This is a genomic window from Streptomyces sp. NPDC045846 (assembly GCF_056431605.1).
Map to the genome: position 1 here is coordinate 42,558 of NZ_JBWKKJ010000016.1, position 20,225 is coordinate 62,782.

The 20,225-nt window shown below is 69.5% G+C and carries 18 protein-coding genes and 1 pseudogene; 11 read left to right on the forward strand and 8 right to left on the reverse strand.

Annotated elements, in window-relative coordinates:
* Nucleotides 1-28: 28 nt before the first annotated feature.
* Together AC07F3_RS34645 and AC07F3_RS34650 are read left to right on the forward strand one after the other, a co-directional pair.
* The gene (locus AC07F3_RS34645; protein ID WP_479118723.1) at nt 29-697 is read left to right on the forward strand and encodes a response regulator transcription factor; all 669 of its coding nucleotides are present in this window, start codon (nt 29-31) and stop codon (nt 695-697) included.
* Nucleotides 694-1,950 (forward strand): sensor histidine kinase, encoded by a 1,257-nt coding sequence (locus tag AC07F3_RS34650; protein WP_479118585.1) that lies wholly within the window; start codon nt 694-696, stop codon nt 1,948-1,950. The genes AC07F3_RS34645 and AC07F3_RS34650 overlap by 4 nt, the downstream gene beginning before the upstream one ends.
* Nucleotides 1,951-2,056: 106 nt before the next feature.
* Here the strand turns inward: AC07F3_RS34650 and AC07F3_RS34655 are convergent, their stop codons facing one another.
* Nucleotides 2,057-2,848 carry a maleylpyruvate isomerase family mycothiol-dependent enzyme gene (locus AC07F3_RS34655; RefSeq protein ID WP_479118587.1) on the reverse strand — a complete coding sequence of 264 codons (792 nt, stop codon included), beginning with the start codon at nt 2,846-2,848 and terminating at the stop codon, nt 2,057-2,059.
* Nucleotides 2,849-3,128: 280 nt separating this feature from the next.
* Here AC07F3_RS34655 and AC07F3_RS34660 point away from each other — a divergent pair, with 280 nt between their 5' ends.
* Nucleotides 3,129-3,509, forward strand: a complete 381-nt coding sequence (locus AC07F3_RS34660; protein ID WP_479118588.1) for an Imm32 family immunity protein — start codon at nt 3,129-3,131, stop codon at nt 3,507-3,509.
* A gap of 124 nt (nt 3,510-3,633) precedes the next feature.
* On the opposite strand, the gene AC07F3_RS34665 is transcribed toward AC07F3_RS34660, so the two are convergent.
* The 5 genes and pseudogenes from AC07F3_RS34665 to AC07F3_RS34685 form a co-directional block, all read right to left on the reverse strand.
* Nucleotides 3,634-4,137, reverse strand: coding sequence for a hypothetical protein (locus AC07F3_RS34665; RefSeq protein ID WP_479118590.1), 504 nt, complete (start codon nt 4,135-4,137; stop codon nt 3,634-3,636).
* 120 nt (nt 4,138-4,257) lie between these two features.
* Nucleotides 4,258-4,491, reverse strand: a pseudogene (locus AC07F3_RS34670) (NucA/NucB deoxyribonuclease domain-containing protein); the annotation flags it as partial.
* Nucleotides 4,492-4,557: 66 nt separating this feature from the next.
* A complete protein-coding gene (locus AC07F3_RS34675) occupies nt 4,558-5,502 on the reverse strand; it encodes an NAD-dependent epimerase/dehydratase family protein (protein ID WP_479118592.1) in 945 nt (314 codons plus the stop codon).
* 104 nt (nt 5,503-5,606) lie between these two features.
* A complete protein-coding gene (locus AC07F3_RS34680) occupies nt 5,607-6,170 on the reverse strand; it encodes a TetR/AcrR family transcriptional regulator (RefSeq protein ID WP_479118594.1) in 564 nt (187 codons plus the stop codon).
* A 205-nt stretch (nt 6,171-6,375) separates the two neighbouring features.
* Nucleotides 6,376-6,738, reverse strand: coding sequence for a winged helix-turn-helix transcriptional regulator (locus AC07F3_RS34685; protein ID WP_479118595.1), 363 nt, complete (start codon nt 6,736-6,738; stop codon nt 6,376-6,378).
* Nucleotides 6,739-6,834: 96 nt separating this feature from the next.
* Between AC07F3_RS34685 and AC07F3_RS34690 the strand changes: the two genes are divergently transcribed.
* Nucleotides 6,835-7,716: an NAD(P)-dependent oxidoreductase gene (locus AC07F3_RS34690; RefSeq protein ID WP_479118596.1), complete on the forward strand. Its 882-nt coding sequence runs from the start codon at nt 6,835-6,837 to the stop codon at nt 7,714-7,716.
* Between the two features lie 284 nt (nt 7,717-8,000).
* On the opposite strand, the gene AC07F3_RS34695 is transcribed toward AC07F3_RS34690, so the two are convergent.
* Both AC07F3_RS34695 and AC07F3_RS34700 read right to left on the reverse strand, forming a co-directional pair.
* A complete protein-coding gene (locus AC07F3_RS34695; RefSeq protein WP_479118597.1) occupies nt 8,001-8,993 on the reverse strand; it encodes an alpha/beta hydrolase family protein in 993 nt (330 codons plus the stop codon).
* Entirely contained in the window at nt 8,990-9,910 is a 921-nt protein-coding gene (locus AC07F3_RS34700) for a zinc-binding dehydrogenase (protein ID WP_479118599.1), read from the reverse strand. Before AC07F3_RS34700 ends, AC07F3_RS34695 begins: the two co-directional genes overlap by 4 nt.
* 89 nt (nt 9,911-9,999) lie before the next feature.
* Between AC07F3_RS34700 and AC07F3_RS34705 the strand changes: the two genes are divergently transcribed.
* From AC07F3_RS34705 to AC07F3_RS34735, 7 genes are all read left to right on the forward strand, one after another.
* Entirely contained in the window at nt 10,000-10,944 is a 945-nt protein-coding gene (locus tag AC07F3_RS34705) for a LysR family transcriptional regulator (RefSeq protein ID WP_479118600.1), read from the forward strand.
* A gap of 522 nt (nt 10,945-11,466) precedes the next feature.
* Nucleotides 11,467-12,726: a serine hydrolase domain-containing protein gene (locus AC07F3_RS34710; RefSeq protein WP_479118602.1), complete on the forward strand. Its 1,260-nt coding sequence runs from the start codon at nt 11,467-11,469 to the stop codon at nt 12,724-12,726.
* A 373-nt stretch (nt 12,727-13,099) separates the two neighbouring features.
* Nucleotides 13,100-14,008 carry an RNA polymerase sigma factor SigF gene (locus AC07F3_RS34715; protein ID WP_479118604.1) on the forward strand — a complete coding sequence of 303 codons (909 nt, stop codon included), beginning with the start codon at nt 13,100-13,102 and terminating at the stop codon, nt 14,006-14,008.
* A gap of 232 nt (nt 14,009-14,240) precedes the next feature.
* Complete coding sequence (locus AC07F3_RS34720; protein WP_479118605.1) at nt 14,241-15,260, forward strand: YdcF family protein; 1,020 nt, start codon at nt 14,241-14,243, stop codon at nt 15,258-15,260.
* A gap of 556 nt (nt 15,261-15,816) precedes the next feature.
* A complete protein-coding gene (locus tag AC07F3_RS34725; protein WP_479118606.1) occupies nt 15,817-17,574 on the forward strand; it encodes a SpoIIE family protein phosphatase in 1,758 nt (585 codons plus the stop codon).
* A gap of 784 nt (nt 17,575-18,358) precedes the next feature.
* Nucleotides 18,359-18,790: an Rrf2 family transcriptional regulator gene (locus tag AC07F3_RS34730; protein ID WP_479118608.1), complete on the forward strand. Its 432-nt coding sequence runs from the start codon at nt 18,359-18,361 to the stop codon at nt 18,788-18,790.
* 84 nt (nt 18,791-18,874) lie between these two features.
* Nucleotides 18,875-19,615: an SDR family NAD(P)-dependent oxidoreductase gene (locus AC07F3_RS34735; RefSeq protein ID WP_479118609.1), complete on the forward strand. Its 741-nt coding sequence runs from the start codon at nt 18,875-18,877 to the stop codon at nt 19,613-19,615.
* The last annotated feature ends 610 nt before the right edge of the window (nt 19,616-20,225 follow it).

The window sequence follows — 20,225 nt, forward strand, 5'->3', positions numbered from 1 at the left end:
GCGGGCGGCTATTGTGTCGGCCGTGCGCATACTGGTGGTCGAGGACGACGCTGATCTGCGGTTCGCGGTGGCTGCGGCACTGCGGGGGGACGGGCTGGCAGTCGACGAGGTGGCAGACCTGCCGGCTGCGGATGAGGCCCTGTTCGTCACCCGGTACGACTGTGTCGTGTTCGACCGGATGCTGCCGTGCGGCGATGCGGTCGGTTACGTACACGAGCTGCGCCGGGCCGGGCGGACGGTACCGGTGCTGTTCCTCACGGCCCGTGACACGGTCGCCGACCGGGTCGAGGGGTTCAGCAGTGGTGGCGACGACTACCTGGTGAAGCCGTTCGCGGTACCCGAGTTGGTGGCCAGGGTGCGCAGTCTGTGCCGACGCGCGGGTATCGTCCGCGCGCCCGTTCACCGGGTCGCGGGCCTCGAGATCGACACGGCGCGGCGCCAAGTCCGCCGCGATGGCGTGCTTCTGGTCCTGACCCGCAAGGAGTTCGCCGTTCTGGAGATTCTGGCGGCCCACCTGGACCAGGCAGTGCCGCGGGGTGAGCTGATCGAGCGGTGCTGGGACGAGATGGCCGAGCCGAATTCGAATGTCGTCGAGGTCCTTGTCTCCCAACTGCGCCGCAAACTGGGCGAGCCGGTGGTGATCCATACCATCCGTGGTGTGGGATACCGGCTGGCGTCGGCCGACAGTGGCCGATGACTGCCGCGGCCCGGATCCGTAGCCTGCGCTGGCGGCTCACCGCGCTGTTCTCTCTGGCCAGCGCCGTCGGGCTGGTCGCTCTGGCAGGTTTCGCCATCCACAGCGACAGCGCGGCCGCACACCGCCAGCTCGACACCACGATGGGCCTGCAGACCGACCACGCGGTCAGTCTGATCGACTACGACGACGCCGGCCGTCTCAACCTCCAGCCCCTGCTCGATGCGATGGAGACCGACTGCCCGGCCCTGACCGTACTGTCCGGGACCGCCGGCCACTTGACCGTGGCGCGTCCGCCGCATCAGCCGTGCACCATTGTCGCGCCCTCCGCAATCCAGGCGGTCGCCGCCACCGCGGTGCGCCGTGGATCGGATGCCTGGGCCGACACACAGACACCGGACGGTGACCACGCACGGCTGCTCGCCACCCCGTTCCCGGGCCCGGATGACAAGGCCCTGGGCGGTGTGGTCGTCGCCGCCATAGACACCGCCGACAGCGAGGCCGAACACCGCCATCTGGTAACCCTCTTGGCGGCGGGCTGTGCCGCCCTGGTGACGCTGTCGTCCATCGCCGGCCACCTGCTGTCCGGCAGGGCGGTACGCCCCGCACTGATCGCGCTCCACCAGCAGGAAGCCTTCCTTGCCGATGCCGCCCACGACCTGCGCACCCCCGCCGCGTCGCTGCGCGCTCTCGCCGAGACGGCCCGCCATGACGATGCCCTGCGCACCGAGGCACTCGACCGCACGGTGCACTTGGCAAGTCGGATGGGCGACCTCATCGACGGACTGCTCACCCGAGCCAGACTGGTGGCCGGTGTTGCCACCATCACCCGCGAGCCCTTGCGCCTCGACCAACTCGTCGAGGCTCTTGTTGACGACACCCCAACTGGTGCGCACCAGGTCACCGTCCTGGCCGAACCAGTCATTGTCGAGGGCGACTCCGACCTGCTGCGCCGGGCCCTGGCCAACCTGCTCGACAACGCGCTCGCCTACGGCCACGCTCCAGGACGACACTCCCAAATCGACGTCTGCGTGACGCCGGAGGGCACGGTCACCGTCGACGACGCCGGGCCTGGCATACCCACGGCCCTCGCCGACTCACTTTTCGAACGGTTCCACAGCAGGTCGGGATCCACCGGCCTGGGACTGTCCATCGCCTCCTGGGTCGCCCATGCCCACGGCGGCACCCTCACCGTCGAGCCGAGCCCACGCGGTGGTGCCCGCTTCATCCTGCGGATCCCCAGTCGGGTCAAGTAGCCCTGGCCCGCGGATCCAGGGCGCTTCCGCACGAGCGTCACCTCGCCCACCGCGACGGGAGTCCGGCGCCGGTACGTTCAACGGCACCCGCGTCGTCGGCAACGCCTTACGCGTTCGGGTCCCAGGCGAAGAGCCGCTCGAAGATGTCCCGGTCACCGTCGATCTTCACCGAGTCCAGCGGGGTGCGTCCGTAGAACCACAGGACCAGCTCACCGGCCGTGCCCCGGGCGCAAGCATCGGCCGGGGCCTGGCCCTCGCCCTCGCCGGCAGCGGGGAGGCGCACGGCGCGGGCGCCGTCCGCCTCGACCGTGAAGCGCCACGAGCGGCCCTCGGTGGCGTGGTAGTCGACAACGGCCGGCTCATGCGGCCAGGCGCCCGACCACGCGCAGCAGGTGAACAGGAAGTCCTCGACGCCGTCCAGCGCCACCTCCGCCGGCAGCGGCTGCGCGACGCCCACGGTGAGCTGGGCGTCATAGGTGTGCATCGCGATCTCCTGGAGCTGGTGCCGGGCGACGGCACCGCTGGTCCGCGGCGACTGCGAGGCGCCCCACCACGTCCAGCACTCAGCGTCCGGGCCGACCTCCCGCAGGGTGTCCAGCAGCTCCTGCGTCGATGAGGCCAGCCAGGCCACCAACGCCTCGCGCTCCCGGGGCGCCTGCGCCTCGGCGCGCGCCGCCACGGCCTCGGCCGGCGGGGCGTCGGCCGGACCGGCCTCGACGACGGCGGCCCAGAACGGGCGGCCCGAGCCCAGGTGCTGCGCCAGGTCGAACAGCGTCCACTCGGGACAGGTCGGCACCTGCACGTCCAGGCTGGGCGCGGCCGCGATCGCGGCCCGGAAGGCCGTCGCCCGCTCGTCGATCAGTCGCAGCAGGTCAGGGAATTCAAGATTCTTGTGCACAACGGCTGTCTATCACCCCACTCCGACGGCCGAAAGCGAATTACCCGGCCGCCACCTGCCTCCGGTGCCCGCCGACGCCGCCGTCCGAACCATCCGCCCGAACCACCGCCGACACCGAACCCCCTTCGACACCAAGGGAGTTCCCCACCCGACTTCACACCAAGAATTCTTCGACGCCGGCCATCGGGCGGCCGGAGATGACCGGCGTCCTCCTGGTCACGCCGGTGCAGCTCCGTGGCCCCCATGGGGAGGGTACGATCGGCGGGCTGGAGGGGATGTGATGTTGCAGGTTCTGTACAGCGGGGAAACGAAAGAGCTCGAGCTCTCCGGGACGCGTCAAGGACTGCTGGCGTTCGGGCAGCTGCTGCGGGGGAAAGCCGGAAGCTTTGGTCTCTCGGAGAACCCGCGCCCCTCCCCCTACGAGAGGTCGCTGTCGCAGATCGCGGTTCGGGAGGATCCGGAGCGGTCCACCGTTTCGATCGTCACGGAAGCCCAGGTCCTGAGGATCAAGGGAGGGCGGGAAGCTCTCGACCTCCTCGCCGATAACCTTGAGGGCTTCGCCTCAGAGGCGGGTGCAAGCGATCATTGCCACGTCGACTCCCCGACATACGACTACGTCGCGCCAGAGTCGGACCCGCTGGTGATTGCATTCATGAAGTGAGCCACGAGCCCTCGGCCGCACCGCGGTTGAGCCTGTGGGCCTGAGCTGCGCCAGACGCGCCGCTCGGCTCCTCCTGGGAGCAGCAGATGTGGCGGCCTGGGCCGCCTCGCGGCCGACGCAGGTATCAGGCAGGGGGGCTGGCGTCTGTGCTGCCAGTGGTGGGCCACAGCCTCAGCAGCCATCGTTCGACGCCGTGCGGGACTGGGGTGGTGGCGGTGCGTACGGCTCCGCGTCCGAGACACCACGCCTCCAGGGTGAAAGGGCCGCGGGTTACCGTCAGTTGGTGCGGGCCGGGCAACCGAGAGACGCCGGAGGACAGGCCGAGTCGGCCGCCGTCGATGTCCAGGTGGACCTCGGCGTGTTCCTCCCAGTTGCCTTCTGGCGTTGGCGGGCGTGCCGACCAGTGCTCCAGGTCCACCTGCGGGTAGTGGTGGGAGAGGGCGCTGCGGAAGATGGCAGCGCCGTAGGCTCTCGTCACCAGCTCGTCTTGGGGGGTGGGTGGTTCGTGGTCCTCGTCGAGGGCGAGGAGCGATCCGATGTCGTCGAGCCGGAACACGTTGTGCTCGGCGAGGATCTCGCCTTGCGCGGTGGCGATCCGTTCGGGGTGCGGCGGGTTGCTGAGGTGCACTGCAGTTGGCTCCTGGGCTCCATAGGGCGCCGTGGCACCCGGAGTTTTCCCGGGCGCCACGGTTGTACAGTTTTGGGGTTTGCGGCTCCTCGGTCCGCCGGGGCCTGGCGGATTTCGGGTTCAGAAGCCGACGTCGACGAAGAAGGGGTCGTTCACTTTGTCGGTGTCGTCCGGGATGATCCTGCGGTAGCTGTAGAAGGCGTTCATGACACCGCCTCCGGACGAGTTGTCGGGCCCCGGGATGGCCTCGACGGAGAAGTTGTCGTCGAGCGTTGCGCCTTCCAGTGTGCTGGCGAAGGGGAATTCATCACACTCTTCTCCCTTCGACGGGTAATTTGGCCAGGCCGTCGCAGGAGCGGACCCTACCGCCTCGGCCGTCGCCGCTGGAGGTCACTTCGGTGGTGTAGAGGGTCTGCACGGTCACTGTCCTTCCTGGACGGAGTGGGCGAACCAGTCGAGGGTCTTGGCGAGCGCTTCGCGCATCGGGGTGGCGCGGACACTGAAAGTGCTGGTGTAGAGCGAGTCGTCCATGACGAACGGCTCGGTGTGCCAGTAGAAGAGTTCGCGGTACTCGGCCATGAACTCCTCGTCGAACGGGCCGAACGGCTCTGCCTCGCGCTGCACCGTGATCTGCGTCGGCTCGCCGGTCAGGTCGCCGATGATGCTGTGAATCTGCCGGGTCGTGTACGGGCCGTCGACGGGCAGGTGCCACAGCCTGCCAAGTGCGCGCTCGTCGGAGCCGAGCAACGCGAGCCCGGCAGCTAGGTCAGGCACATAGGTGTAGCTCTTCGGCAGGTCGATGTCGCCCAGTCCTAGCCTGGTCGCGCCGGCCAGCGCGGCCGGGAACACCGAGACGCCCAGCGAGGACAGCAGGACGCGCGGGCCGAAGAAGTCGGCCGCCATGCCGAGCGCGACGCGGACGTCCCCACGCTCGTGGGCAGCCAGGTACCGCTCGGTGATCGCGGCGCGCGTCTTGCCCTTGGGGCCCGGCGCGGCGAGCGGCGTCCGCTCGGTCATCGCCACGCCGCCGGTCGGGCCGTACTGGTTGAGCGTCTCGACGGTGACCAGCTTCGCGCCGCTGCGGCCGACCACGTCGAGCAGCGCGTCCTGGATCACGGGCAGCACCTGCGGCTGCAGCCGGTACGGCACGTGCGTGCAGTTGTAGACGACGTCGGCGCCCTCGACGATCTCGGCGAGCTTGGCCCGGTCGGTCACGTCGGCGGCGACCCGCACCGAACCGGCGATCTGCTCCCCACCGCCGGATCGATTCACCGTGCGCACCCGATTGCCCTGGGCGACGAGCCGCTCGGCGAGGGTCAGGCCGACGGGTCCGGCGCCGAGGACGACGTGCAGTTCCTGGGACATGGCTTCTCCTCCAAAATTGAGTGGTTAACCACTCACACTTGGCTCAAAAGAAAGGCCGCGTAACGCGGCCGTACTCGCAATGAAGACTCGATCGGTGAGGGAACTCAGTAGTGGCGCAGGCCCGCCGAGAGAGTGTTCGCCCATGGCGCGTCGACCTCGGTGGCGCCGATCGCCACCACCAGGTGGCACAACGCCCCCCTGGCCATGAAGTTCTGGACCGCGCCGGGGTCCGCGCCGGAAACGCTGCGCACGTACTCGACGGTCCGGGCGTAGCTGCGCCGCACCACCTCGCGCACCGCGGGCTCGGACGCCGCAGCCGCCTGGGCGTGCACCTGGACCAGCAGCAGGTCCCGGTCGGCGATGAGCCGGGCGTACTCGTCGCCCATCGCCGTCAGCACCTCGTGCGGCTCGCTGCCGCGTGCCCTGGCCGCCCCCCTGGCGAAGCTGTCCCGCACGAGGTCGAAGCAGTGCTCGACGACCGCGACGAACAACGCCTCCTTGCTGGGGAACAGGCGGTAGACATAGGCCTGCGAGATGCCCGCCCTCTTCGCCACCTCGGTGGTGTTGGTGCCGTAGTAGCCACGAGCCGCGAAGCTGCTGACCGCGGTACTGAGCACCGCCTCCCTGCGTTCCTCCGCGGTGCTGAGCACCCGTCTCGTCGTCGCCATATGAGTAATAAACCACTCACACTTTTCCGCGTCAAATCTTTCGGCGCTTCCCGCCAGACTCCCGACCCGCACAGCCTGCCGGGCCAGGACCACCAGGCGAGAGAGCCCGAGACAGGACCACGCGAGCCAGCAGCACCGGCCGGCCACACCCTTGCTCGTCGGCAGGCAGCGGTGACGTGGCACTGGCCGCGCCGGTTGACAGACCCTAGCCTGACCGCTCCTCCAGCCCTGGAGTGGCCGGCCGCTCGCGGCCCCAGGCGGCCAGCGGCTGGAGTGCGTCGTTGAGGCGCATGCCGTCCTCGGTTAGCGAGTACTCGACGCGGGGCGGCACCTCGTCGTAGGAGACGCGGTGTACGACGCCGTCCGCTTCCAGCTCACGCAAGTGGGAGGCCAGCACCTTCTCGGTGATACCGGGAAGCAGTCGACGCAGTTCGCCGAAGCGGCGGCAGGGGTGCTCGTGGAGCGCCCAGAGGATCAGCACCTTCCATTTGCCGCCGATCACCTCCATCGCGGCGTCGATCCCGCAGACGTGGCCGTCTGGTGCACCCGGCCGGTTCAGCGTCGTCATGCCCCACCCCTCTGACCTGCTCGCTCACCCCGGAGTAACCACCCACTACCAAGTGCGTACTTGATCACCTCCGGGCCTGCGACCAGCCTAATCGGCATGGCACACAACACTGTTGAAAAGACTCCCGTCACGATGCTGGGCCTCGGCGCGATGGGCACCGCGCTGGCCCATACCTGGCTTGCCGCCGGCCACCCACTCACCGTCTGGAACCGCACCCCGGCCCGAGCCACGGCACTCACCGCCGCGGGGGCACGGGTCGCGGACAGCGCCGCCGAGGCGGTCGCGGCGAACACCCTGGTAGTCGTCTGCTTGTTGGACGACACCTCTATCGACGACGTGCTGGCCGGCACCGACCTGTCCGACAGGGACCTGGTCAACCTGACCACCAGCACCCCTGCCCAGGCACGCGCCCGCGCCGAGTGGGCCCGCGAGCGCGGCGCCCGTTACCTGGACGGCGGGATCATGGCCGTCCCTCCGATGATCGGCGTCCCGGAAGCCGGCGGCTACGTCTTCTACAGCGGCTCGCGGAAGCTGTTCGAGCGGCACCAGGAGACCCTGGCTGTCCCGGCCGGCACCACCTACGTCGGCGAGGACGCGGGCTTCGCGGCCCTGCACGACGTGGCCCTGCTCAGCGCCATGTACGGGATGTTCGCCGGGGCCGCACACGCCTTCGCCCTGATCCGCAAGGAGGACATCGACCCCGCAGCGCTTGCCCCGCTGCTCGCCGACTGGCTCGTCGCGATGGCCCCGGCAGTTCACCAGACCGCCGCCCAGCTACGCAGCGGCGACTACACCCAGGGCGTCGTCTCCACCCTCGCCATGCAGGCAGCCGGCACCCCGACCTTCCTGAGCACCGCCGAGCAGCAGGGCGTCAGCCCGGAACTGCTCAACCCCTACTTCGAGCTGATGCACCGCCGCCTGGCCGAGGCCAGCGGCGAGGAGGACCTGACGGGCGTGATCGACCTGCTCGTGCACTGACCAGTACTTACAGTGAGCCGAGCGGGAAGGCGCGGCCCGGCCGGTCCGCCGCGCCCACGCCGAAGAGGTCGCGGTCGACGGCGAGATGGAGCCGGGGACCGTGAAGCCGGGCGTATGGATCCCCAACACCGCTGTGGAAGGACAAGCTCAACCAGGAGCAGCTGGACGCGTTGCGGGAGTTGGGTATGCAGCGGGGGTGAACTCCGATGGATGAAGCGACCCTGAGCATGTCAGTGGGACCCGGCAGAATACAGCGCCGTGAAGCGGCCTTGTGGTGAAGCGGTTCATGCCGGTGTTCTTGCCAGGGTGTGAGCGAGGTGGTCGCTGAGGTGGGGCAGCCAGTCGGGCCGCGCGTTGCCGAGAAGGTGGTCGCCGTGCGGGACGGTCAGGTAGCTGCCGTGCGGTGCCAGACGAGCCAGGGGCTCCCCGTTCGTCACGCCGGGGATGACGTCCTGGTCGCCGTCCACGACCAGCAGCGGGGCCGTGATGCGCGATGCCAGGGCGGCGAGATCCACCTGGCGTACGAACTCGTGGGCAGCGTCGGCGCTCCCGGTACGCGCGGCCATGATGTCCCGTACGGGCGGAGGCAGTTGCTCCCAGTCGAGGCGGAAGGGACCGCTGACGGTGGCGAGGGCCGCCACGCGCGGCTCCAACGCCGCAGCCCGGGCCGCAAAGTAGCCGCCCAGGCTCAGGCCGACGAGCCCGATGCGTGCGACTCCGAGCGCGTCGATGACTCGCCCCACGACCCGCTCGTAGTCCGGGACGAAGGTCGTGGTGGCCGCGAGCACGCCCTGTCCAGGGCCGTCCATCGCGAACACCGCAAGCCCCCTGGCCAGCAGCGCGGACACCAGATCGAGGAACTCCTCCTTGGCCGAGTCGAGGCCGGGGACGACGACCACGGTCCCTGGCGCGTCGGCGGGGCCGCGTAGCCAGCCGGTGAATCCCTCGCCGCTCACCCGCCGCGCATCGGGTTCGAGCACGGCGAGGGCCTGGCTCAAAGCGTGATCCGCCGCGGCGGCGGCACGATGTGCCTCCGGGTACGGCGCCAGGGTGGCCAGATGGAACCACCGGGCCGCCATAAGGAGGTACTCACCCTCCGAAAGTGGTGATGCCGCGTCCTGCGCGCGCCGGAGGTGGTCGTGTCCGGTGCGCACGAAGGACGGCCCCCAGTCGGCGACGCAAGCAAGGCCGTTGGTGACGCGCCGGTACTCGTGAGGGTCCACGCCCGCGCCGGTGGCGCGTGTCCACTGGGCGGCGGCGAACTCTGTGGCGCTCATCGTGCTCCTCCGGTCAGCAGGACGGCCTTGCCGCGTATCCGGCGCTCTCGCAGGTCGACCAGGGTGTCGGCTGTATGTGCCCAGTCGGTGACGCGGCCGATCTCCGGGTGCAACCGGCCCTGTTCCACAAGCCTCACCAGGGCTGCGAGATCGGAGTCGTACGGGGCGCCCGCGTAGTGGAAGTGCTGAATCGTGACGCGCTCGGGCCCGCCGAGGAGCTGGAAGAAATCGAGGGTCGCCGGGGTGCGGCTCGCCTGGCCGAACCAGACGAGCGTGCCGCCCGGGCACACCTTCCCCAGGGCGATGGGCAAATCCGGCCCGCCCGTGGACTCCAGCACGACATCGAACGGTCCCTGAGCCGCCGCGACCTCGTGCACCACCGTCGCACCCAGTTCGGCGAGGCGTTCACCGCGTACCGGCGTGGCCGTCACCGCAGTCAGTTCGGCTCCCGAGCCGACGGCCAGCTCGGTGACGTAGTGCCCGACGCCGCCCGAGGCGCCGGTCAGGAGCACCCGGCGGCCGGCCAGGGAACCCGCCGTACGCAGTAGCCGCAGGGCGGTGATCCCGGCCAGAGGCAGAGCCGCCGCCCGTACGCTGTCGATGCTGTCCGGGAGCACCGCGAGGGAGTGTGTGGGCACGGCGGCGTACTCGGCCCAGCCGCCCTGCGCCGGGTGCCCGACCACGCGGGTGCCGATGCCGGGGCCGGAGCCGTCGGCCGCCGCCTGGACGACGAGCCCTGCGATGTCCTTGCCGGGCAGCAACCCCGGCCCGGGGTGCTCGAGGAGGAAGGTCTCGCCCCGGTTCAAGGCGATCGCCTCGACCTTGATGAGGGCCTCACCGGGCTCCAGCACGGGCTGGGAGACCTCGGCGAAGGCGACCGGCCGCGCCGCTTGCCCCGTGGGAATCAGTCTTTGCATAGGGAGAATGCAACCTCCGCGGCCGCCCCGCGATCCAACAACGAACGAGCACAGTCGACAACGTTTGGTTGTCACCTATGGTGGGAGCCATGGATCTCGACGTGGCGCAGGTACGTGCCTTCGTGCGCACCGCCGAAGAACTGCACTTCGGGCGGGCGGCCGGAACCCTCGCCATCTCCCAGCAGGCACTGTCCAAGAGGATCGCGCGGCTGGAATCCCTGCTCGGTACCGAACTGTTCAGCCGCGGCGGCGGTGGCGTACGCCTCACCGAGGCCGGACAGCGTTTCCTCCTGCCGGCCCGCCGGACCGTGGCCGCCGCAGACGCCGCTGTCGCGGCAGTGGTCGGCACGGAGGATCCGTTGCGCGTAGACGTCTGGGGTCACCTCTATGCGCCGATGCGGACGCTGGCCCAGGTCGCCGGACGGGCCGGCGAGCTGACGTTGGGGCACGGGCGTGATCTGCCCTCGGTGACGGCGGCACTGCTGCGCGGCGACATTGACGCGGCCTTCGGCCGCGTCCACCCCCCGCTGCCCGCCGAACTTGCCCACCGCCTCGTCCGTCTCGAGCCGGTGGATGCCCTGCTGAGCGTGGACCATCCGCTCGCAGCCGAACCGGCGTTGCGACCGGACCAGTTGCGCGGCAGCGTGCTGTGGGCGCCCGGCCCGCTGAACCGGCTCGACTTCCTCGACCGGTTCGCCGACCGGTTCGGAATCCAGAGCACGGCGACGACCGTCAACCTGGGGCTTGCCCACTTCCTTGCCGAGGTGGCAGAAGAGCCGTCACGCTTCTCACTGGTACCTGCGGATGTGCCACTGCCGGAGGTCCCCGGACTGAGCTCCGTCCCCCTGGTCGATCCCACGCCGCTGTACGCCTGGTCACTGCTGTGGCGCACCGGCAACGGGCACCCGGGACTGACCAGCCTCACCGCCGCCTGCGCGGGAGAGGCTGGGCGCAGGCGATGGCTGGAGTACGACCCGGCTCGCGACTGGCTGCCCGAACCACCCACCAGCGATCCTGGCCCCGGATCGGACTGACCTCGTAGCGACAGCGCCGAGCCCGTTTCATCGGTGGTCGCTCACGAAACAGCCGACCGTTCGGCGGTCAACCTCCGGCAATCATGTATGAGTTGTTGCAAGCGGCTGGACGTGACGACTTCAAACGCGTGGAATCGCACGACTGCCCGATGTCCACCTGCGCCACCCCCAGGCTCCCCGTGCCGGGCCGGGAAGGGCAAGGTGGCGATTCGGTACCACACTGCCACTTCCGCCTCGTGCCCCAACTCGCCAAGGCCCTGAGCGTGCCGACTCCCGCCGTACGCAAGCCGGGCTCTGTGTGGCCCGAACTGCCCCGGCCCGTGCGCGCCGGCGCCGAACCGGTGGGACACGCCAGCTCGGGGTGTGCATGACCGACGACAACACCCCTTACTGGCCCTGCACCGGCTGGATCTCCCAGTCCGGTGGGCCTTGGAAGTTGAGACGGACTCAGGGATCAATGGGGGTGCGATCGGGGGTGATCCCTGATGAGTCGCACCGCGCTTGTGCGGCACGGTCATGGGCATGACTTTCAAGCCTTCTTCTTCCAACGCCGGGACCACGACGACGGGCCGGCACGGGCGAGTGCCGATGGCGGCGCTCGCCTGCGCGGTGCTCACCGCGATGACGTTGGGCGCGGCCGTTCCGGCGGTGGCGGCTCCGGCCACCCGGCCCGCGGTGTCCGTCGAGCACATCGGTGACCAGCTGCCCAATCTCGATCCGCAGGTGTTGCAGCAGGCACTGTCCAGTGCGCCCGACCGGGTCACGGGTGTGCTGGCGCGGGTGAGCGGTCCGGACGGCCACTGGACCGGGACGTACGGGAGCGCCGACGTCACCACCGGGGCGCCGGTGCCGGTCGACGGCCGGTTCCGCCTCGGCAGCGTCACCAAGACCTTCATCGCGACCGTGGTGCTGCAACTGGCCGCCGAGGGCCGCGTCGACCTCGACCAGCCTGTCCAGCGCTACCTGCCGGACGTCCTGCCCGACAGCTACCCGCCGATCCCCGTCCGCACCCTCCTCAACTTCACCAGCAGCCTCCCCGAACTGACCGCGGACGACCTGCCCACCACCCCGGACGGCATCGTCGAGCACCGCTTCGACAACCACCCGCTCGGCGAACTCGTCGCCAAGGCCGTCCGCCACGAGCGCCCCTTCGCCGAGCCCGGATCCATGCAGGTCTACGGCGCCACCGGCTACTACGTCGCCGCCATGCTGGTCGAGAACCTCACCGGACACAGCTACCAGCAGGAGATCACCAACCGCATCGTGCAGCCGCTGCACCTGCGCGACACCACCGCCCCGCAGACCGGCACCACCATCTGGGGTCCCCACTCCCACGGCTACATCGCCGTGCCACAACCGGCCGGCGGAACGCAACTGGTCGATATCACCGAACAGAACCCGGACGCCGGCGGCATGATCTCCACCACCGCTGACCTCGACCACTTCATCACCGCCCTCTTCCGAGGACGGCTGCTCCCCCCGGCCGAGCAGGCCGAGCTCTTCGACGTCCCCGACGTCCCCTACCTCGGCGGCACCGACCACGACCCGGGCCACGGCCGGGCCTACTACAGCGCAGGCCTGCTGCGCGCGACCCTGCCCAACGGAGTGACCGTGTGGGGAAAGACCGGCAGCACCTTCGGCTACACCGACGGCATGTTCACCACCCGCGACCTGCGCCGACGCCTGGTCTACTCCTTCAACCCGACCACCGGCGGCGGCAACGATCTCGCCCTGGTCAACCGGATCCTCTCCGCCACCTTCACGGCCCCGACTGATCATTGACGGTACTTCAGCACCCTCACCTGGCAGGCCGCCTGCTGATCACCCACCAGCCGACCCACCAGACCACCACACCCTGACGTCAATTTCTCCCAAGGTCGTTACGTTCCAGTACGGCTGCGACCCGCGGTCGGGGGGACCGTCCGGGCCTGGTGCACCCCGGGAGGAAGCCGCACGGGATCAGCCGCAGGCCGTTCCCCTTCGCATGGCCAGGTCCGCCTGCCGTACCGCGGGCCCCTTGCGGACGCGGCGGCCTGTCCAGTAGTGGCAGGTCGCGGGGCTGGTGGCGTGACCTGTGTCGCAGCGCGCATGCCCCGAAGGCTTCGGGGTATGCGGCTGGCCGAACGGCATTGACGTCGGCTGGGGAGGGAATCGCATGGCAGCGGTGGCACAACCGGAGCAGCTGGACCGGGTAGCGGCCGGCAGCACGCAGTCCAGCGCTGCGGCGGCTGCGGCGGGTGAGCTGCCGTGGATCAAGGACGCGGGCACCGTGGCCCCCAAGGACGCCCGTGCCCTGTCGAAGGTGTTCTTCGACCAGCTCCAGGTTCTGGAAGAGGGAACTGCCGAGTACCAGTACGCGCGGAACACCCTGATCGAGATGAACCTGTCCCTGGTCCGCTTCGCAGCGAGCCGCTTCCGCAACCGCGGCGACGGCGACCTGGAGGACGTGATCCAGGTCGGCACGATCGGCCTGATCAAGGCCATCGACCGCTTCGACCTGTCCCGCGAAGTCGAATTCACCTCCTTCGCCATCCCCTACATCGTCGGCGAGATCAAGCGCTTCTTCCGCGACACCACCTGGGCCGTACACGTCCCACGCCGCCTCCAGGAACTGCGCACCGAGATCGCGAAAGCCAAAGAACACCTCGCCCTCCAACTCGACCGCGACCCCACCGTCAAGGAACTCGCCGCACACCTCAAGCTCAACGAGGACGAGATCATCGACGGAATCATCGCCTCCAACGGCTACACCGCCGGCTCCCTCGACATATCCGCCGACACCGACGACAGCGGCCAGTCGGCCAGCGCGAAGAGCCGCACACTCGCCGACTTCATCGGCGAGGAAGACCCCGGGATAGAAAAGGTCGAGAACCTCCACACGCTGGCACCCCTGATGGACCAGCTCGACGAACGCGAACGACGCATCGTCAGCATGCGCTTCGGACACGAACTCACTCAGGCACAAATCGGCGCCGAGCTCGGCGTCTCCCAGATGCAGGTATCCCGCCTCCTTTCCCGGACCCTCACCAAGCTCCGCACCGGCATGCTCGACCAGACAGCCTGAACCGGAAGAACCAAACCTGTGAGGCGGGCCCGCGGTAAAAGGCGGACGCGCCTCACAGACGTATGACGCACCCGCCCCACCCCCGTCCGAATTCCGCTCCGGCCAAGCCGAAATGACGTGGAACCGTCCACAGGCCCAGGGCACCGAAGCCAAGTCCGAAAGGGGACATACCGGCGGTGGGGGCTGCAACCCATGAGCTGTGGCCCCCACCACCGGGAAGCGAGGACCCGCGATGGCCTTTCCCTTTTTCTCCTATTTTCTGGCGGCCGCTCTGGTCCTGCTGGCCTTCCTGCGGCGCTTCAGCGATGACCAGCGCCGTTTCGGCAACGGCGTCCTTCTGGGCCTGTGCACGCTCTTCCTGCTGGCTGGCTCGTTCGTCGGGCTCGATCACCTCCTCCGACCGCTGACCCGGGCGGTGGCAACCGGCCTCATAGTCGGAGCCACAGTCGGTGCGGTGGTCGTCGCCGGGTTCTTTGTGACCAACGGGATCCGGATGATCCGTACGGAAGGCGGCGGCCTGGCCAACCTTCTCTCCCTACTGGCGGGCGTCGCGGTCCTGGTAGCACTCGGCCTGCTGGGTGCCGCCGCCCGGGTCGAGAACGACCCCCTGCGCGCGGTGGCCGTCGCCACGCTCTTCCTAGCCGGCTACCTTTCGTTCCTCTTCGCCTGCTTCATCGGCTATGCCGTCTTGTACCAGCGGGTCGCGGAGCGCCGCCCGGTGGACTTCGTCGTCGTCCTCGGCGCCGGGCTGACGGACGGGTCCGTTGTACCGCCGTTGCTGGCCTCGCGGCTGGAGCGGGCACTGACCCTGTACCGGCGGCAGAAGGCACGAGGACGCTCCCCGATCCTGCTGGTCTCCGGCGGCAAGGGCTCTGACGAGCAGGTACCGGAAGCCGAGGCGATGGCCGACTACCTGACGGGGCGGGGGGTTCCGGACAAGCATGTTGTACGGGAGAACTCCTCGACGAGCACCGAGGAGAACCTGAAGTTCAGCCGGGAACTGATGGAGCGGCTGCAGCCGGGCTATCGCTGCGTCATCGTGACCAATGACTTCCACGCGTTTCGCGCGGCCGTCCTCGCACGCAAGGCCGGCGTGCCCGGTGAAGCCGCGGGCGCGCCGACGGCGGCGTACTACTGGCCGAGCGCGACCCTGCGGGAGTTCGTGGCCGTCCTGGTTGCCTACCCTGTGACGAGTCTGGGGATGGGCACGCTTCTGCTTGTCGCCGGGGTCCGGGCGGGTTGGCATGGCTGAGCCGGTGGACGCCCGAGCCGGAAACCGACAGGGACAGGCCTGGGCCTGCCGTGCCAGGTCGGCCGACAGCAGGCGGGTGGTGCTGGCGCGCTGCCCGATGGACGGCAGGTGCGATCGGGGTGGTGTGGGACGACTCTCTGCATGAGCACGTAGGCGGGGGCTCGCGACATTCACGGCGGAAATGAGTGCTGATCTTGGTGGGCAGTCTGAACTTTCTTCGTGCGCCACGACACGGTGTGCACGAGGTGGACGTACGGAGTGCTCGTCGTCGACACGCACGTCGTGCTCGTGGAACGCCGGCTGCGGGCTGGTGCCTTGGCGTGTCCGTCGTGCGGGGCCGTGGCCGCGCCCTGGGGTCACGGCCGGCGGCGGGCCCGGGAAGCGGTCGGTGGAAGGATGCCGCTTGGCACCCTGGCGGCCTGCGGCGCCCAGCTCAACCGCCCCCTTCTGGGGCTCTGGCACTCCTGTCCAGGAAAAGGGATCGTCTCGCGGTCGCCTCGGCTGCGTGGTCGCATTACGGGCAGGTGTGACAGGTCGGCTTTTGTCAGTTAGGGAGATGGACGTGACCGGGCACGAGGGCGGGCATACACCCGGTCCAGGCTCTACGGCCGCGGCGGGCGGCTTCACGAGCACGGCCGTAGAAGACATGCAGGCCGCTGTCGTCGTCACCGACGCCGACGGCCGCATCGTCACGACCAACAGCGCAGTGCGCAACCTGCTGGGGCACCGACCCGAGGACCTCAACGGGCAGGACTTCCATGACCTGTTGCACCGTGACAGTCACGGGCACGCCCTGCCACGCATGCAATGCCGGCTGAGGAGAGCCCTGCTCGCCGGCGCTACGCAGCACGGTGACGCGGAGTGGTTCGCCCGCCAGGACGGCACGCTCGTCCAACTGTCATGGTTCAGCGCACCGTGGTCGTCCAGCACGGGAAAGGGCGGCGCCTACGTGACGCTGTACGAGGCGGACGCCGACGTCTCGGACGGCATCCGCGACGGACAACCGGCGTCCTTGACGGAATTGGACCGGCTGGCCCTGCTGGCCGAGACCACCACGCAGCTGACCTCCACCCTGGACATCGACGACGCCCTGCGCCGCCTGGCGGCCCTCACCGTGCCGCGCCTCGCGGACTGGGCGGTGATCGATCTGCTCACGGAGCGGGACGAAGTGCGGCGGGCCCTGGTGATGCAGCACAAGGACGGCGTACTGATCGGCCGCGAGGACCTGCAAGGCCCCATGCCCCCGGTCCTGGAGGACTCCCCCATGCCCCTGTCCCGGGCACTGCGCGGAGCGGCGTCCTCGCTGGCCGGCCCGGCCACGTATCACGGCCCACCCGATTCGGGCATCGCGGTGGAACAGGCCCGGCTGTTCACCGAGACCGGTATCCACTCCGCGGCCATCGCGCCCATCCGGGGCCTGCGCAACGTGCTCGGCGCCCTGACTTTGGGACGCGCGGCACGGTCCGACGTGTTCACCTCCACCGACCTGCCGTTCCTGGAGGACATCACGCGCCGCGCCGGGCTCGCGCTGGACAACGCGCGCCTGTACGAGCGCCAGCGCAAGGTCGCCGAGACCATGCAGCGCCACCTGCTGCCCCAACTCCCCCGGGTACCGGGGATCTTGATGACGGCCCGGTACGTGCCCGCCCCGCACGCCTCCTTCGTCGGCGGCGACTGGTACGACGCCTTCGCCATCACCCAGGACACCCACGCCCTGGTCATCGGCGACGTCGTCGGACACGACCTCACGGCCGCCGCGGGAATGGCGCAGGTACGCAACATGCTGCGCGCCTTCGCCTGGTCCCGGCCCGGTGACGCTCCCAGTGCCATCGCCGCCCAGCTCGACGAAGCGCTGAAGAACATAGCGGAAGTACCCATGGCGACCATGATCCTCAGCACCCTCGCCGTGAGGGACGACGGACTGTGGCGCCTCCGCTGGACGAACGCAGGCCACCCTCCGCCTCTGCTGGTCGGCCATGATGGTCAAGCGCGCTACCTCGCCGAGGGACACGGCATTCTGCTCGGCGCCGGCGTGAACTCGCCCCGCCCCGACGCCCTCTGCGTCCTGCCGCCCAGCAGCACCGTCATGTTCTACACCGACGGCTTGGTCGAATCACCACGCCGCGGCATCGACGCGGGCCTTGAGCGGCTGCGGCGCCATGCGGCTGCTCTCGCCCACCGTCCGCTGGAATCGTTCTGCGATCTGCTCCTGGAACAGATCCGCCCCGAGGACAACGACGACGACGTCGCCGTGCTGGCACTTCGCACACCCGCAGCCGACCCCTCGGGCCGGCGCCCCTTCCGAGCAGGCTGACAGCGGCACCATTACTTCGCAGGAGAAGGCCGGCATCGAGATCAACGACTGTGACCACAGTGGAGGTCACTCGCCCAAGCCCAGCGATTGTCCCGACCCTCCACCCGGGCGCCGTGAGGATCTTGGTGTCCGGCTGCGAGATGAATCGTTCTTGCTTGCAGTGAAGGTGTCACCGGGACCGTCCTGCGCGGCGGGGGCTCCTGGCCTCCGCGCACCGGAACCACGCCTCCAGGAAGCCGCCGCCGGTCACTGAGGCGCCAGGCCTGTGGGACTCGCAGAAACACTGGCGCTGGCATGCGTGTCAGGCGCCGGGGGCGACAGGGCGTTGCGCTCGGCGGATGGGGGCGCTGGGCGGAGAAGTCGGTCGTTGAGTCGTCAGAACCGCTCGTGGCAGGGATGCCGGGCGATTTGCTCCCGGAGTTCCTGGAGCAGGTGGGGCAGGACCTCGGCGCGCTCCAGGTGAGGGACCCCTATGCGCCCTGCGCGGATGCGAGCCGGCGCGGCAGGGAACCGGTAGGAACTCCCGGATAGTGCTCGGGGATTGGCCATGACGTACGACGCAGGTGCCCCCCCCGCCGCTCTGCTGCCTGTGCTGCGCATGTGTCCGTGGAGAGGCTGCACGCCCCGGCGGCGGCTCTGACAAACCGGCCGCCGCCTGGCCTCGCTCGACGGCCACCGCGCCACGGGCCAGGGGCGGTGATCACCGAGGTTCCAGGGGCCCGGGACACTCGCAGAAGCCAGTCGTAACTGTTATTGTTTCAACTAGAGGGAGGTGGTAGACGACATGGGGGCCAACAGTCGACTGACGGTCGCCGCGCATGCCGTGACCTGGATCGGGCTGTATCAGCGCCGTGGGCACGAGGTCGCGACCTCGGAGCAGATCGCGACGAGCGTCAATACCAACCCCGTGGTGATCCGCCGCCTGCTCGCCCAGTTGCGCAAGGCCGGCCTGGTCGACTCGCGCAGGGGCGCCGGGGCCGGCTGGACGCTGTCGCGGGAGCTGTCGGCAATCACTCTGCTCGACGTGTACGAGGCGGTGGAGTCCGGGCCGATCTTCGCCCTGCACCCTGCCACGCCCGACCGGGAGTGCGTCGTGGGCCGCGGGATCGCGCCGGTGCTGGGTGCCGCCTACGACGGTGTCGAGACCGCCCTCCGCGCGGAACTGGCGAGGACCACGCTGGAGGACGTGCTGCGTGACGTACTGAGAGACGCTTAGCTTCAGCCGCGGATTGCGGCAGGGCGGCACTTTTTGCGCCCCGGATCGTAACAACAACAGTTACATCAAGCATTGGGGAATGCCATGGGACAGCTGGACAACAAGACCGCCCTCGTGACCGGGGCCTCCACCGGCATCGGCCTGGCCATCGCCCGCCGGTTCGCCGCCGAAGGAGCCACCGTCTACCTCACCGGCCGCCGGGAGGCCGAACTGAAGAGCGCCGTCGAGCAGATCGGCAGCCGTGCCATCGGGATCCGGAGCGACGTATCGCAACTCGGCGACCTCGACCGGCTCTTCGCCGAGATCACCGAACGCAGCGGCCGCCTCGACATCGTCGTGGCCAACGCCGGCGTCGGCGACTTCGGCCCGCTCGGCACAATCACCGAGGAGGACTACGACCGCACCACATCCATCAACCTCAAGGGCACTGTCTTCACCGTCCAGAAGGCGCTTCCGCTGCTGCCGGACGGCGCCTCGGTGATCCTGCTCTCCTCCAGCGCGGCCCTGCGCGGCGTCCCCGGCCTGGGTATCTACGCCGCCACCAAGGCCGCGATCCGCAGCCTTGCCCGCACCTGGGCCGCCGAACTCGCCGACCGCGGCATCCGGGTCAACGCCCTCACCCCCGGTCCCGTCACCACCCCCGGCGCCGACGAACTGCGGGCCGCCCTCCCGCAGGACGGCGCCGAGCCCACCGCGCCGACCCCGCTCGGCCGGGCCGGCCACCCCGACGAGGTCGCCGCGACCGCCCTCTATCTGGCCGGGGACCAGAGCTCCTTCACCACCGGCGCGGAACTGTTCGTCGACGGCGGAGCCACCCAGCTCTAGTCACACAGACCGCCCTCGGTGCAATCCCGCACCGAGGGCGATTCACTGCCACCTGCTCGGCGCCACAGCGGCTCCCCTCCACCACCGCGACATGCCCCGCAGACTCTCGCGGCTTCGGGTGCCCGAGGGCGGTCCGGCAAGTCCTCGCCCACCGAATCCGCAAGTCATGCCCTGCGTATCGCCGACGCGCGCCGTGAAACCACACGCTTCGTCTCGCTGGTCAACTACGCCTACCGACGCAACTTTCAGCGTCATCGGTCAGTGAGGTGCAGCCTCACAACAGATACGGGGGGTGGCTCTCGCGAGGTGGGGCTGCCCCTGCAGCGGTCGCTGCGGATGGTCGTCGTGGTGCCTGGCACACCGACCACGTACGCATTCTGCTTCGACCACGGCGATCTGCATGTCTTCCATGGCGGGGAGCCTTGGTGCACGGCGGCATGGGTCACGCTGCCGGGCTGCACTCGGCACGAAGCGTGGGAGGAGAAGCGGAGCCGCTTCGGCGAGGCCCCCTTCATCGACGACCTGTCGCCCGGACACGGGCCCTGGACTCCTGCTGTACCGCTTCACGCGGCTCGTCCACGATCTCCTCGTACCGCTGCCTGCTCACACT